The sequence below is a fragment of the Longimicrobiaceae bacterium genome (assembly GCA_035696245.1).
Taxonomy (GTDB): domain Bacteria; phylum Gemmatimonadota; class Gemmatimonadetes; order Longimicrobiales; family Longimicrobiaceae; genus DASRQW01.
In genome coordinates, this window is record DASRQW010000146.1 from 1 (window position 1) to 13,604 (window position 13,604).

General features: G+C 69.8%; 15 protein-coding genes and 1 rRNA gene. 2 read left to right on the plus strand and 14 right to left on the minus strand.

Translation table 11 applies throughout. From position 1 onward, the window contains the following. The 5 genes from VFE05_06530 to speB form a co-directional block, all read right to left on the minus strand. Positions 1-230: ribosomal RNA gene (locus VFE05_06530) — 16S ribosomal RNA — on the minus strand; the annotation flags it as partial. 310 nt (positions 231-540) lie between these two features. Beyond that, the gene (locus VFE05_06535) at positions 541-777 is read right to left on the minus strand and encodes a hypothetical protein (protein HET6229722.1); all 237 of its coding nucleotides are present in this window, start codon (positions 775-777) and stop codon (positions 541-543) included. A 174-nt stretch (positions 778-951) separates the two neighbouring features. Next, a complete protein-coding gene (gene typA / locus VFE05_06540) occupies positions 952-2,781 on the minus strand; it encodes a translational GTPase TypA (GenBank protein HET6229723.1) in 1,830 nt (609 codons plus the stop codon). 281 nt (positions 2,782-3,062) lie between these two features. Continuing rightward, on the minus strand, positions 3,063-3,623 hold the full coding sequence (locus VFE05_06545) for a putative glycolipid-binding domain-containing protein (protein ID HET6229724.1): 561 nt from the start codon (positions 3,621-3,623) through the stop codon (positions 3,063-3,065). 14 nt (positions 3,624-3,637) lie between these two features. Then, the gene (gene speB, locus VFE05_06550; protein HET6229725.1) at positions 3,638-4,576 is read right to left on the minus strand and encodes an agmatinase; all 939 of its coding nucleotides are present in this window, start codon (positions 4,574-4,576) and stop codon (positions 3,638-3,640) included. 348 nt (positions 4,577-4,924) lie between these two features. Between speB and VFE05_06555 the strand changes: the two genes are divergently transcribed. Further along, positions 4,925-5,299: a hypothetical protein gene (locus VFE05_06555; protein HET6229726.1), complete on the plus strand. Its 375-nt coding sequence runs from the start codon at positions 4,925-4,927 to the stop codon at positions 5,297-5,299. 109 nt (positions 5,300-5,408) lie between these two features. Continuing rightward, on the plus strand, positions 5,409-5,786 hold the full coding sequence (locus tag VFE05_06560; protein ID HET6229727.1) for a hypothetical protein: 378 nt from the start codon (positions 5,409-5,411) through the stop codon (positions 5,784-5,786). Positions 5,787-6,104: 318 nt separating this feature from the next. Here the strand turns inward: VFE05_06560 and VFE05_06565 are convergent, their stop codons facing one another. The 9 genes from VFE05_06565 to VFE05_06605 all read right to left on the minus strand — a co-directional run. Then, positions 6,105-7,202, minus strand: coding sequence for an HD domain-containing phosphohydrolase (locus VFE05_06565; protein HET6229728.1), 1,098 nt, complete (start codon positions 7,200-7,202; stop codon positions 6,105-6,107). After that, on the minus strand, positions 7,199-7,867 hold the full coding sequence (locus VFE05_06570; protein HET6229729.1) for a hypothetical protein: 669 nt from the start codon (positions 7,865-7,867) through the stop codon (positions 7,199-7,201). Before VFE05_06570 ends, VFE05_06565 begins: the two co-directional genes overlap by 4 nt. An 11-nt stretch (positions 7,868-7,878) precedes the next feature. Next, positions 7,879-8,355, minus strand: coding sequence for a hypothetical protein (locus tag VFE05_06575; GenBank protein HET6229730.1), 477 nt, complete (start codon positions 8,353-8,355; stop codon positions 7,879-7,881). A gap of 196 nt (positions 8,356-8,551) precedes the next feature. Beyond that, positions 8,552-8,893: a hypothetical protein gene (locus VFE05_06580; GenBank protein ID HET6229731.1), complete on the minus strand. Its 342-nt coding sequence runs from the start codon at positions 8,891-8,893 to the stop codon at positions 8,552-8,554. Between the two features lie 399 nt (positions 8,894-9,292). Then, positions 9,293-10,273, minus strand: coding sequence for an electron transfer flavoprotein subunit alpha/FixB family protein (locus tag VFE05_06585; GenBank protein HET6229732.1), 981 nt, complete (start codon positions 10,271-10,273; stop codon positions 9,293-9,295). Positions 10,274-10,304: 31 nt separating this feature from the next. Beyond that, entirely contained in the window at positions 10,305-11,054 is a 750-nt protein-coding gene (locus VFE05_06590) for an electron transfer flavoprotein subunit beta/FixA family protein (protein HET6229733.1), read from the minus strand. Positions 11,055-11,609: 555 nt separating this feature from the next. After that, on the minus strand, positions 11,610-11,966 hold the full coding sequence (locus VFE05_06595) for a hypothetical protein (protein HET6229734.1): 357 nt from the start codon (positions 11,964-11,966) through the stop codon (positions 11,610-11,612). 76 nt (positions 11,967-12,042) lie between these two features. Then, entirely contained in the window at positions 12,043-13,239 is a 1,197-nt protein-coding gene (locus VFE05_06600) for an alpha/beta hydrolase (GenBank protein HET6229735.1), read from the minus strand. Between the two features lie 120 nt (positions 13,240-13,359). Continuing rightward, on the minus strand, positions 13,360-13,604 hold a 245-nt coding region (locus VFE05_06605; protein ID HET6229736.1), incomplete at its 5' end, for a hypothetical protein.

Here is a 13,604-nt window from a genome sequence, read left to right on the forward strand (position 1 = left end):
AAGCGCAGTCCCGTTAAGGACCTTTGGTCCCCAGCTCAATCGAGCCGAAGACTTCATGCGGTATTAGCCCGCGTTTCCACGGGTTATCCCCCACACTCGGGCAGGTTGCTCACGTGTTACGCACCCGTTCGCCACTGAACCCCCTCCCGAAGGAGTGAGCCCCGTTCGACTTGCATGTGTTAAGCGCGCCGCCAGCGTTCGTCCTGAGCCAGGATCAAACTCTCCATAAGAGTCCAATTAGCTCTGCGAACAAACGATAAATCGTTTGTTCGGAATTTCTCACCTTTGACAGTTCCTCTCGCGCTCAGCCGCCGAAGCGGCCTGCGCCAGCGCTGGGGAAGGTATGCCCCGCGCGAGGCCCGTACAGACATCCACACCCTGATTTTCAATCAATTCCGCAAGCGATGCTCGCGTTGAGACGACAATTCTACACCACCCCGCCGCCCCCGTCAACCCCCCGCGCGGCCTAACTTCTCACCGGCCTGCACATCCCCCGGCCCCTGCCGTCGTATCCGGATCGAGACGCCTGTCCGAGTCGATTCAGACCTCGTCGTCGTCCTCGTCCCAGCCCTCTTCCTCGCTCCACTCGTCGTCGTCCTCGTCCCAGTCCTCGTCGTCCTCGTCGTCCCAGTCCTCGTCGTCGTCAGCGTCCTCGTCGTCCCAGCCCTCTTCCTTCTCGGCATCCCACTCGTCTTCGTCTTCCTCGAAGCGCGCAACGAACGCGTCCTCCAGCTCGAGGTCGTCACCGATCGCCGGGTGAGCCATCACGTGCGCCATTCCGAAGTCTCCTTGTGGGCGGGATCCAACAGGGGTTTTCTGGCCGGGTGGCGGGTGGCAGAAAGGTGCGACCGCGCCGCTGTTCGCGGCAATAGTACACGGCGCGCCCGGAGTGTCAAGGCCCGCGGGGCTCACGACTCTCCGGGCGCGCCGGGTGTTCGGGGCGTGTGCGCGTCAGCCGCCTGCGCGCGAGGCCTTCTTGCGGTCGCTGGCGTTCAGCAGGCGCTTGCGCAGCCGCAGCGACTTGGGCGTGACCTCGATCAGCTCATCGTCGGCGATGTAGCCCATGGCGTCCTCGAGGGTGAGCACGCGGGGGGGCTCCAGGAGGATGTTGTCGTCGCTGCCGGAGGCGCGCATGTTCGTGAGCTTCTTGCCCCTGCACACGTTGACCTCCATGTCGCCGGGGCGCGAGTTCTCACCCACGATCATCCCCTCGTACACCGCCACGCCGGGCGCGATGAAGAAGGTGGAGCGCTCCTGGAGGTTGCCCAGCGAGAAGGCGATGCTCTCGCCGTCCATCATGCTCACCAGCACGCCGCGGTTGCGGGTGGTCATGTTCCCGGTGTACGGCCCGTAGTCCAGGAACCGGTGGTGGAGCTGCCCCTCGCCGCGCGTGTCGGTAAGGAACTCGCTGCGGTAGCCGAAGAGGCCGCGCGCCGGCATGCGGTACACCAGGCGCACCAGGCCGCCGCCGGGGTTCTTCATCTCCAGCATCTCGCCGCGGCGCTGGCCCAGCTTCTCGATGACGGGGCCCATCAGGTTGTCGGGCACGTCGATGGTGACCTCCTCGTACGGCTCCAGCGTCTCGCCGCCGGGGCCCTTCTTGAGGATCACGCGGGGGCGCGAGACGGCGAACTCGTAGCCCTCGCGGCGCATGGTCTCCATGAGGATGCCCAGGTGCAGCTCGCCGCGGCCCGACACGGCGAAGGTGTCGGCCGAGTCGGTCTCGTCCACGCGCAGGGCGACGTTGCTCTCCAGCTCCTTGAAGAGCCGGTCGCGCAGCTGGCGCGAGGTGACGAACTTCCCGTCGCGCCCGGCGAACGGCGACATGTTCACCATGATGTCCACCGACACCGTGGGCTCCTCGACGGCGATGCCGGCGAGGGGCTCCGGGTGCTCGGGGTCGGTGATGGTGGCACCGATCTCCACGTTCGGGAGGCCCGCCACGGAGACCACGTCGCCGGCGGAGGCGCTCTCGACCTCGGTGCGCTCCAGGCCGCTGAACACGTACAGCTTGCTGATGCGCGAGCGCACCGGCGCCGGAGCCTCTTCGCCGCCGTGGCCGTGCGCGAGGAGGACCACGGGGTCGCCCACCTTCGCCACGCCGCGCTCGATGCGGCCGATGGCGAGCCGGCCCAGGTACGGCGAGTAGTCGATGGTCGACACCAGCATCTGGAACGGGCCCTCGGCGTCGCTGGCGGGCAGCGGGATGGTGTCGAGGATGGTGTCGAAGAGGGGCGTCAGGTCCTTACGCTCGTCTTCCATGTCGCGGATGGCGAAGCCCTCGCGCCCCACGGCGAAGAGGAAGGGGCAGTCCAGCTGGTGCGGCTCGGCCTCGAGCTCCATGAACAGCTCCAGCACCTCGTCGTGAACGCGGTGCGGGTCGGCGTCGCCGCGGTCGATCTTGTTGATGATCACCACCGGCTGAAGGCCCAGCTCCAGCGCCTTGCGGGTGACGAAGCGCGTCTGAGGCATGGGCCCCTCGGCGGCGTCCACCAGCAGGATCACGCCGTCCACCATGCGCAGGATGCGCTCGACCTCGCCGCCGAAGTCGGAGTGGCCTGGGGTGTCGACGATGTTGATCTTGTTGCCCTTCCACTGCACGGAAAGGTTCTTCGCCAGGATGGTGATGCCCCGCTCGCGCTCGAGCGGGTTGCTGTCCATCACCCGCTCGGCCACCTGCTGGTTCTCGCGGAAGGTGCCCGCCTGGCGCAGCATGTGGTCGACCAGCGTGGTCTTGCCGTGGTCGACGTGGGCGATGATCGCGATGTTGCGGATGGACATTCCCGGTATTCTCCAGCGCCGGCGGCGCGGTCGTTTCTTCTATTGTGTGGTGCTGCCCGCCGCGCCGGACCCCCGGCGCGCCAATTGAAAACGGGCCCCTCCCCCGGAGGTGCCCGCCCTCAGTGCAGCCATGCAATTTAGCGGCTTCGCTCCGCCGGGTCTAGCCCCGGCGCCGCCTGGCCTTTCGTGCATCGGAAAGCTGCCGAGTCAGCACATGCCCTCCGGGTCGCCATCCCGTCGGCCGCGAGGCGCTGGCGGGCGGCCAAGGATGGCATTCGGGTTCATTCCACCGCCTCGGCTTGCCAGAGGCCGGGGTAGAGCGTGACGAGGCCGGCGGCGTTCACCCGCAGCTCCCGAACGAAGGCGCCGCCCGCGCTCTCGTACCGGTAGCGATCCTGCGCCGTGCGGCGATAGCGCTGCGGCAGCGGCTCCAGCGTGAAGCCGGGCACGCGAAGCCACGCAGCAGTGATCGGCGCTTCCGCACCCACCGCCAGGTCCAGGCGGCGGATGGGGAGCAGGTTGGTGACCGGGCTGAAGGAGAGGTCCAGGTCCGTGCAGCCGGCCACCGCCGGGCACGGCAGCCCGTCAATCGTCCAGCCACCGCCTGGATCGACCGAGATGCGGATGGACACGGCGTCGCCTCCAACCCAGCCGTCGAGCGCGGCGGACACCGTTCGCCACGACGCATCGCAGGCGATCTCGTAGCTGAACCGGCAGGGGCGGCCGTCGTCCGCGAACACGGCCGTGCCGGCGATGCGAGCACCCTCCTCGTCGTCCACGATGCGCGCGCTCTCGTGGCCCGCCGCATCCAACCGCCGCCAGAGGATGGTGTGGATGGGCATGGGTCGGACGGCCCTCAGCCCTGCTTCGCCTTCGCGGCCCAGTGGTAGCCGACCATCTTGTAGACAAGCTTGGCGGCCACGAAGTCGGGCGCGGCGTTGCCGCCCATGGGCGCCAGCTCCACCACGTCGGCGCCCACCACGTGCTTCTCGGCGAAGACGCGGCGCAGGAGCTTGAGGGTGGGATACCAGGCCGGCCCGCCGGGCTCGGGCGTGCCGGTGGCGGGCATCAGCGACGGGTCGAAGTAGTCGACGTCGAACGTGATGAAGACCTTGTCGCCCAGCGCCCGCACGGCCCGGTCGATCCACTCCTCGTTGTCCCACATCTCCTCGGCGAAGATGGTGGTGATGGAGTCGCGCTCGCGAATCAGCGCCCGCTCCTCGGACGTGATGGCGCGGATGCCGACGGCCACCAGGTCCGAGCAGTCGATGCAGCGCGCCATGACCGACGCGTGCGAGTATGGCGAGCCCTCGTACTCCAGGCGCAGGTCGCCGTGCGCGTCGAACTGGAGGATGGACAGCCGCTCGCCCTCGGCCAGGCGCGCGGCGTGGGCGAGGACGGGCGCGCTGGTGATGGAGTGCTCGCCGCCCAGGCCGATGACCAGGCGGTCGCCCGCCTCGGCGAGGATCGCGTCGTACGCCTCGCGCAGCTCGCGCACGGCGGCCTCGGGCCCGGCGGAGCTGAGGTGCAGCGCGGGCAGCGTGCATACGCCCACCTCCGACCCGGGCTCCGCATCCAGCTCCTGGTCGTACAGCTCGATGTAGCGCGACGCCTCGATGATGGCGGCAGGCCCCAGCTTGGTGCCGCCCTGGTACGACACGGTGGACTCGTAGGGGATGGGCAGCACGACCACGCCGGCATCCTCCCACTCCGCCTTGTCGCCTTCGAGGCCGAGGAAGTTGCGGGGAAGCTCCCAGGAAAGATCCTTCAGCGATTCGGGCAGTCCGTTGGACATCGTAGGTTCGTCTGATCGGGCGGTTCGTTGCGGGACCATCCACCGGCCCCGTCTAGCGCGGACAAGATAACACCGGCCGCCACGATGAGAAGGAGCGCGCCTTCGAGCCCGCGTGCCGCCCTTCCCGCCGGCACGCCGCGCCGTATCTCCCGAAACGGCTCGTGAAGCGCTGGAGAGTAGCAGTTTCCACGCTGGCTAACGCTATTCCCGCGGTTTCTCTTCCATACGGCGCACCGAATCAACGCACCTATTGTGCCGTAGAGAGATATGGGCTACAGTAGAAAGACCTTCTCTATGCAGGCAGTCGCAACCCCATGGCTGCCGCTTCACGCCGTTAAGGAGAATCCCATGCGTCTCAAGAGCATCGTCACGTTCGCCACAGTTGCAATTCTCGCGGGCTGCGGCCACGAGCCCACCGCCGCCACGCGCTCCGGAGGCAAGCCGCGCCTGACACTGTCGAGCACCATCGCCGGCCCCACGTACGTACCGAACGGTGTGGCGTGCACGTGGACGGCGTACCCCACCGGCGGCACCGCACCGTACGAGTACGACTGGATCGGGGGGAACGCGTTCAGCGCCACGAACCAGCAGAGCTACACGGCCGAGGCGAGCAGCAGCAACGGCACCATCTCCATCGCCATTGCGGTCACGGTGACGGACGCGCTCGGCTCGTCGGTCACGGTCCAGAAGCGCGTGACGAGCCTGCCCGGCGGCTCCTGCTGATCGTTCCGCGTCGCGACGAACAGCACGAACAGAGGCGCCGGCCATTCGGCCGACACCTCGGCCCGCGGTGCGACTGCGGCGCGGGCAACCATACACGAACGGAGAACCAATGCGCTCGATCATCGCAACGCTCGCCACCCTCGCCGTCCTGGCGGGCTGCGGGCAGGAGCCCATCGCCGCCACCCGCACCGGCGCCAAGCCTCGCCTGACGCTGTCGGCCGGAACGATCACCGGAGCCGGGTCCGTAGTGGTGGGGCAGGCGTGCACGTACACCGCGAACCCCAGCGGCGGCACCCCGCCGTACGACTACCAGTGGACCGGCGGGAACCCGTACGGGCCCGACAACCAGCAGTCCTATTGGGTCGATGCCAGCAACTCGGCCGGTGCGGGGTCCAATCTCATCACCGTGCTGGTGACGGACGCGAACGGCGCGACGGCCACGGCGGGCAAGCGCATCGCCACGGTCCAGACCGCACCCGCGTGCTAGACCCTTCTGACGGGCGGAAGACGGAGAGGCGCCGGCCGCGTGGCCGACGCCTCTCTCCTTCTTCAAACTCCCAGGCTTCAACGGAGTCGCTACGGTCCCACCGCCGAAGTGGGGTGGGCGTGAGAGGCAGCAGCTCCTCCGGAGCCAGGGATATCGGAGATCTCCAGCCTGATGATCTTCTGGTCGACGTATGCGATCCGCATCGACAGCCCGGCTGGGATACACGCGGTGTGCCAGGCCGTGAACCCCTCGGCTCCGACTTCGAAGACCGTACGGTACAACATCCCTCCGGTGGTCGGGCGGCTCTCCGCCGTGCGTCTACCGGTTCCGCGGCGGGAGCGCGGGAACGCCGGGGTCTTCGGGGAAGCCCTTCTGCGCGGCGCGGATGAAGGCTTCGACGACGGCGGGGTCGAACTGGGTGCCGGCGCAGCGGCGAAGCTCGTCGTACGCGGCCTCGGCCGGGCGGCTCTCGCGGTACGGGCGCGAGCTGCTGATGGCGTCGAACGTGTCGACGACGGAGACGATGCGGCCCTCCAGCGCGATCTCGTCGCCCTTCAGCCCGGCGGGATAGCCGCTGCCGTCCCACTTCTCCTGGTGGTGCAGGACGGCGGGGATGCCGGGCCGCAGGAACGAGCTGCGCGCCATGATGCCGGCCCCGATCTCCGGGTGCTGCTTCATCACCTCGTACTCCTCGGGCGTGAGCGCGCTCGCCTTCTTGAGGATGCCGTCGGGCACGCCGATCTTGCCCACGTCGTGCAGCAGGGCGCCCACCCACAGGTGCCGCAGCTCCTCTCCCGAGAGCCCCATCTCGCGGCCGGTCGCAACGGCGTAGCGGGCCACGCGTTCCACGTGGCCGCCGGTGTAGTCGTCGCGCATCTCTATGGCGCTGGCCAGGGCGTGCAGCGCCTCCACCAGCAGGCTCTCGATCTGGCGCGCCTGCTCGGCCACGCGCTGCTCCAGGTGCGCGCGGTGCGAGCGGTTCTCGCGCAACAGGCTGCGGTGCGTGACGGCCCGGTCCACGGCGAGGAGCACCTCGTCCACGTGGAAGGGCTTCATCAGGTAGTCGTCGGCCTGCAGCCGCAGCGCCTCGATGGCGTGCTCGGTGCTGCCCGCGCCGGTGAGGATGAGGAACGCGACGGTGTCGTCCATCGCCTTCACGCGCCGCAGCAGGCCCAGCCCGCCCATCCCCGGCATCTGCAGGTCGCAGAGCACCAGGTCGGCCGGCTCCTCGGCGATCTGGCGGAGCGCATCCTCGCCGGTGGGCGCCTCGCGCAGGTTCCAGCCGCGGTGCGCCAGCAGGTTGCGCAGCACGCGGCGGATGGCTGCGTCGTCGTCCACCACCAGCACACGCAGGGTGGCGGGCGGCGCGGAAGCGGGAGCGATCGGGGCGGCGGGAGCGGTTGCGAGGGCGGTCACGGGCGAACGTCGGGAGGATGGATGCCGGGCGACGCCTGGAAGCCTGTCACCTCCAGCTGAAGCTCGTGCGACACGCGCAGGCCGGCGACGCCACGCGTCTGGAACTGCGCCGCGGGTAGGCGCGCGACCTGGGTGCCGTTGATGAAGAACGCCACGTCCTGTGCGGTGACCTGCACCATCAGGTCGTTGGCGCGCCCGCCCTCTTCCGTGTCGCGGCGGACGGACGGGTGCGCCGTCCAGTCCTGCACGATGGGAATCTCCGCGCCCTTCCTCAGCTTGATGAGGAAGCTGCCATCGCCGCGGGTCAGGAAGTAGCTGTAGCTCTGCTGGTTCTCGGGCTTGTCCAGGTCCGCGCCGCCGAAGAGCAGGCCCGTGCCCTCGTGCAGGCGGCCGGTGTGCTTCTGGAGCCGGGCGCGCACGGTGTACGGCGGCGCGAGCGGCTTCGCGCCGGCCGGCCAGACGATCACGGCCGGGCCCGTCTCCACCGTCAGCGGGTCGCCGCCGGTGAGGGTGACCTGGGCGTGCGGGTTGTAGCTCCACGCCACGCGCGCCCCGGTGCCTGCCGAGTCGGCGCCCGTGCCGGAGCCGGCCGCGGCCTGGCGGGAGTCGCCGGGCTTGCACGCGGCGAGCGCGAGCAGGCACGGCGCGATGAGGATCCGTCGCATTCGGATGCGGATTACGGGTTCAGGGACCGGTGCAGGGCGTCGAGCGGAAGGTCGCGCACCCGCAGCTCCAGCGGGATCACCAGCTCGGTCTGCGTCTGGGTGCGCAGCCGGAAGGTGTCCTTGAGGTGCACGGGCAGGTCGGTGCGGATGGGGACGTTCGCCTTCACCGGCACGGCGATGTCCCAGCGCCCCAGCGGCGAGCGGATGGGCAGCGTGACCTTGGTGTCGATGGGGAGCTGCGTGTCCAGGTGCACGGTGTACTGCTTGTCGATGGGCACGTCGAAGTGCACGGGCGTGCCGGCCGGCAGGCGGATGCGGTACCTGATCTTCACGTCCTCGGCCGCCATGCGCTGGAGGGCGCGGTCGGCGGCGGGGAGGATGGCAGCCTGCGCGTGCGTGACGCGGTACAGGAGCCAGCCGTTCAGCGCGATCGACACGGCGGCGATGGCGAGCGCGGCGCGGGCTGTAAACTGGGTGCTGCGGTCCATGATCCCCGGCGTGCGGGTGGCGTGCGGGCGCGCTCCCGACCGGTGCGCGCCTCGTGCTCGCCGGGAACGTCGCACAAGATATACCCCTCCGCCCCGCCCCGCGAGCATGTCCCTCCCAACGAGCATCCGCAGAGACCGCGATACGGGAACGGGCCGCCCTCTAACGCGAGAGCAGCCCGCGTGCTGGGGTCCTTTCTCAGTATGGGCAGGTGCAGATCGTCTGGCCGGTCTGGTTCTGCGTGCACCGGTGGCAGTTGGTCGCGTCGCTGATCGCGCACGGGTATCCGTCGCAGGTGTGGTATCCGCCGCAGGTCCACCCGCCGTACCCGGTGCAGTCCTGGTCGCAGGTGTATTCGCCGCTGTCGCAGCCCAGGTCGTAGCTGTTGCACGCGCCCGCCTGCGTGCGGCCGCAGACATCGAACTGGCACGTGAGCTCCGTATAGTAGTGACCTCTGACCGTTCCCTTGCGCTGCTCCGTCGGCGTCGACACGAACGACTCCACCACGAGAGCTTCGAGGTCCAGCTTCAACTTGCGCATCTCGCCCTCCGCAATTGTCCGGTGAACGGAAGATCGCCCGCCTTGAGTGGGGCGCATCGCGGCTGCTCGCGCACGCAACGGATGCGCCACCGGACACCGCAGCAACTAATGCTCCGGGGTAGTGTGAGGCGTCCCACGACCATCTCACTAGATCACCGATCCGTCATCCATCGTCGACCTTGAACACGGGAGTCCATCGAGTCGCATTTCCCCACGTTCGTCTTTTCCACAGTATTCCCGCGGGAGCCGAGCGATCACATGCGATGAACCGGCGATGAATCGCTGGGCTAGCCGTCGACCATGTCTGCGGGTCGGCGGGAAGGCGCTGGGGAAGAAATGCGAGAAGGCTCCGTCGCCCTAGCGCCGGAGCCTTCTCGTGCAGCGTCCGCGGGGCGGAGGCTACATCATCTTGCGGACTTCTTCGGTGAGGCGGGGGACGATCTGGAAGAGGTCGCCCACGATTCCGTAGTCGGCGATCTTGAAGATCGGCGCCTCGGGGTCCTTGTTGATGGCGACGATGAAGCGCGAGGTGCGCATGCCGGCCAGGTGCTGGATGGCGCCGGAGATCCCGATGGCGAAGTACAGCGTGGGCGCCACCGTCTTGCCCGTCTGCCCCACCTGCTCGGAGTGCGGGCGCCACCCGGCGTCCACCACCGCCCGCGACGCGCCCACGGCCGCCTTGCCCTTGAACGCGTCGGCCAGCTCCTCGAGCATCTTGAAGTTCTCCGGCTCCTTCAGGCCGCGGCCGCCGGAGACGATGATGGGCGCCTCGCCCACGTCCAGCTTCTCGCCCGCCGCCGCCTTGATCTCGCGCACGATGGCGCCGAAATCGGCTTCGTTCACCGACACGTCCAGCGTCTCCACCGCGCCGGCCTTGGCGTTCTCCGTGGCCGTGAACACGTTGGGGCGCACCGACAGCACCGCGGGCTTCTCGCCGAACGACACGCGCGCGAACACCTTGCCGGAGTACTCGGGGCGCGTGGCGACCACGCTGCCGCCCTCGACCTCCAGGCTGGTGACCTCGCTCACGTAGCCCACGCCCAGGCGGGCGGCCACGCGCGGCGCCAGGTCCTTGCCCATGCTGGTGGCCGGGAAGATCGCCACGTCGCAGCCGTGCTCCTTGATGAAGCCGGCGATGACGGTGGTGAAGCCCTCGGCCGAGTAGTGCGCGAAGGCGCCGCTCTCGCCCACGAACACCTTGTCGGCGCCGTGCTGGCCCAGCTCAGCCGCGTGGGCGCCGGTGCCGGGGCCGCCCAGGAGCACCGCGTGCACCTCGGTGCCCATGGCGTCGGCGACGGTGCGGGCGGCGGTCACCACCTCGTGCGCGACCTTGCGAAGCTCGCCGTCCCGCGACTCCGCGAACGCGAATATGCCTGCCATCAGTCTCTTCTCCGTTGTGGTTCGCGGGTGGCTACAGGACCTTGGCTTCCTGCCGCAGCAGGCGCAGCAGCTCGGGCACCGCGTCGGGGCCCTCGCCCACGATGCGGCCGGCGGCGCGCTCAGCCGGGTAGGTGCGCTTCTGCACCGTCACGCCGTCGGGCGCGCCCTGCACCGCCTTCTCCTCCAGCGGCTTCTTCTTGGCCGCCATGATGCCCTTGAGCGAGGCGTAGCGCGGCTCGTACGCGCCCTTGGTGAGCGTGAGCGCGCACGGAATCTTCAGCTCGATCACCTCGCTGCCGCCCTCGATCTCGCACTGCGCCGTGACCTTGCCGCCCTCGACCGAGAACTCGGTCACGGCGGTCGCCGCGGGGATGCCAAGCAGCTCGGCGACCATGGGGCCCACGGCCGAGAGGTCGTCGTCCACGGCCTTCATCCCGAAGAGGAGCAGGTCGAACTCGCGGCCCTTGGCCTCGTCGGCGATCACGCGCGCCACAGCCAGGCCCTCCAGCGGGCGGTCGCTCTTGAGCAGCACGGCCGCGTCTGCGCCCATCGCCAGCGCGGTACGCAGCGTCTCGGCGCTTTCGGAGCCGCCCACGCTAAGGACCGTCACGTCGCCCTGGCCCGCCGCCTCCTTGTGCTTGAGCGCGGCCTCCACGGCGAACTCGTCATACGGGTTCAGGACGTATTTGACGCCCGCGGTCTCGACCGTCGTGCCGTCACCGCCAATGCGAATGCGCGTCTCGGTATCCGGGACGCGCTTTACGCAAACGAGGCTCTTCACGCGCATCTCCTTCGCTTACGGGGAAAATCCGGCGCCACCCGGCGGCTCCGGAGCCCGGCATGATAGCCGGGGCCCGCCCGCTCGGCAAGTCGCCCCGCCCGCGATCCGTCGCATTCCACCCGATCCACCGCCGGTGTTCCCCCGCAGCACATCCGCGGTGTAAACGGGGGATGCGCATCGGCGCAGTCGGGGGGCGAACGGCGGGAGTCGGATCGGTAGATGTACAGCCGCGCATCTACCGGAGATGCAGTTCATCGACCGTCCAGGATGATGCCCGGCATTCCATCTCCCGATCTCCCGCCCACCCGCGGATGCGGCAACGTCGATGGGTGATTGATGTACGATGCCATCGAGGGATGGGCGCGGAGGAAGTCGGAGGCGGCGGCATCGCCCTGGGGCTGAAGCCCCGGGCTACGAATGCGCGAAGCCCGCCTGCGCGGGCTGGGCTCCACGCGGGCGGGCAGTTTCGTGCGAGTACCGAGTCCGGCGTCCTCGGTTGTCTCCTTTCAAGTCGCTACGGACCATCCAACCGAGCGATGCGTCTACCGCGTCCGCTCAGTGGCGGACCGTGTCGCGGGCGGCGGCGGCCTTGGCGGCAGGGCTGCCGGAGGCGGGCGGGGTGGACGGCTCGGTCGCGGCGGCCGGCGAGCCGGTGGAGTCCGAAACCTCGGGCGCGTCGGGGCGGATGGTGGTGTCCACCTCCACGCCCGCGGCGGCCGCCTGCTCCGGCGTCATGGGCTTGGCCGACTCTTCCAGCTGGCGCGACGACACGCCGTTGTCGACGTCCGTGTCGGTCGTGTCCATCTGCGCCTCGGCCGGCTTCTCCTCGGCCTGCTTGTGCTGGCAGGCGGCGCAGAGCAGCAGGCCGCACGCAAGGGCGGCGGAAAGGCGCGGGAACGCGGCTCGCGGCATGGGGCTCCGGTTGCGTCGGTCAGGGGAAACGGGTGCGGCGCCACGGCGGGTTCAACTCCGCCGCGGCGCCGCGGGCTCAGTCCAGCTCCAGGAAGTCGCGGATGCGCTCCACCACCTCGCCCGCGCGCTCCCAGTGCGGCAGCGCGCCGGTGGGCAGGCCCACGATGCTCACGTTGGGCCGCTGCTCCAGCTCCGGCAGGCGCGTGAACGACTCCATCCGCCGGCTCTCCACCGTGCCGTGGATCAGCAGCAGCGGCTGGCGGAGGCGGCGGAAGGTGTCCACCGCGTCCTGCGGGAAGAGCTTGCCGCTCAGGAAGTCGTCCAGCGGGCGCGCGGCGCCGTCCACCCGCGCCGTCTCGGCGCCGTACTCCACGTACTCGTCCGGCACGCCGTACTCGGGCGTGAACAGGTTGTCGCGCGCGAAGGCGTACAGGTTCTCCGGCGTCGTCAGCCGGTCGTAGAACGCGCGCTGCACGCCGGGCAGCGTGAAGAGCAGGCGCGACCACCCTCGGCCGATGCCCGACGGCTCGCCGCCCAGCCCCGCGGGCTCGATGGCGGTGAGCGTGTGGATCAGGTCCGGGCGCCGCCGCGCCACCTCGGCGGCGTAGTTGGCGCCGAGCGAGAGCGCGATCACGTCGGCTCCGCCGGCCGGGCGCACCACGCGCTCCAGCCAGTGCTCCAGTTGGTCCTCCATCAGGTCCGGCCGGTAGTCCAGCTCCGGCCGGTCGCTGTGCCCGAAGCCCAGCCACTCCAGCGCGAACAGCGGCACGTCGGTGCCGCGCAGGAAGGCGCGCACCAGCGGCCGCATCTCGTGCGCCGAGGCGGCGGCGTTGATGGAGTGCAGGAAGATCACGGGACGTCCGCGCCCTTCGCGGTGGTAGTAGGCGTAGTGCACGTCGCCCCACGGCACGTACTCCAGCTCCATCGCCAGCGCGTTCGCCAGCTCCGTCGCCGGGCGCCTCCGCCCGCGGCCCGCGCCGAGGAGATAGACGCCGTATGCCGCCACCGCGGCGGCGGTGAGCCCGGCGGCGGCCTTCCCCGCCTTGCCCGTCAGCAGCCCCGGCTTCTTCGCCTCGTCGGCCTTCCTTCCCGGCTTCTCGGCCTTGCCGGCACGCTGCGCCGGCCGCTCGCCCGCCGCCGGGGCCTCCGGAACCTCAGGCGCATCCGCTTCGGCCGACGCCGATCCGCCCGCGCCCGCCACGTCCGGCTCGGCCTGGACGGACTCCGTCAGCCCCTCGTCCGCGCCGGGCGTCTCCCGCTCCCCATCCCGCATCGCCTCGTCTCCGTTGTCCGTCCCGTGGGGTATCCCGCGCATCCCGAAAGCCCTGTGCAATCCCCGTGCAAACGAAAGGCCCGGCGACTCGCGCCGGGCCTCCGCACCGCATCTTCGTCGTTAGCGCCCCAGCGCCGCCACCGCCGGAGCGGGCGGCGTCCACAGCGAGCCGGCGCTGCGGTGCGCCCACTCCAGCGGCCGGTCCGCGAAGAAGAAGAGCGCGACCACCGCCACGCCCGCGGCGATCACCGCCAGCTTGGGCGCCAGACCGAAGCCCAGCCCGCGGTGCTCGTCCTCGGACCGCGCGGGGCGCATGTACATCACGATGATCACGCGCAGGTAGTAGAAGTACGACACCGCGCTGG

Bases quoted from the DNA above. Each gene is read 5' to 3' on its own strand.
- VFE05_06575 (HET6229730.1), bottom strand. From the start codon at position 8,355: ATGGACCGCAGCACCCAGTTTACAGCCCGCGCCGCGCTCGCCATCGCC.
- VFE05_06580 (HET6229731.1), bottom strand. From the start codon at position 8,893: ATGCGCAAGTTGAAGCTGGACCTCGAAGCTCTCGTGGTGGAGTCGTTC.
- VFE05_06555 (HET6229726.1), top strand. From the start codon at position 4,925: ATGCGTCTCAAGAGCATCGTCACGTTCGCCACAGTTGCAATTCTCGCG.
- VFE05_06535 (HET6229722.1), bottom strand. From the start codon at position 777: ATGGCGCACGTGATGGCTCACCCGGCGATCGGTGACGACCTCGAGCTG.
- VFE05_06585 (HET6229732.1), bottom strand. From the start codon at position 10,273: ATGGCAGGCATATTCGCGTTCGCGGAGTCGCGGGACGGCGAGCTTCGC.
- VFE05_06560 (HET6229727.1), top strand. From the start codon at position 5,409: ATGCGCTCGATCATCGCAACGCTCGCCACCCTCGCCGTCCTGGCGGGC.
- VFE05_06570 (HET6229729.1), bottom strand. From the start codon at position 7,867: ATGCGACGGATCCTCATCGCGCCGTGCCTGCTCGCGCTCGCCGCGTGC.
- VFE05_06595 (HET6229734.1), bottom strand. From the start codon at position 11,966: ATGCCGCGAGCCGCGTTCCCGCGCCTTTCCGCCGCCCTTGCGTGCGGC.
- VFE05_06545 (HET6229724.1), bottom strand. From the start codon at position 3,623: ATGCCCATCCACACCATCCTCTGGCGGCGGTTGGATGCGGCGGGCCAC.
- speB (HET6229725.1), bottom strand. From the start codon at position 4,576: ATGTCCAACGGACTGCCCGAATCGCTGAAGGATCTTTCCTGGGAGCTT.
- VFE05_06600 (HET6229735.1), bottom strand. From the start codon at position 13,239: ATGCGGGATGGGGAGCGGGAGACGCCCGGCGCGGACGAGGGGCTGACG.
- typA (HET6229723.1), bottom strand. From the start codon at position 2,781: ATGTCCATCCGCAACATCGCGATCATCGCCCACGTCGACCACGGCAAG.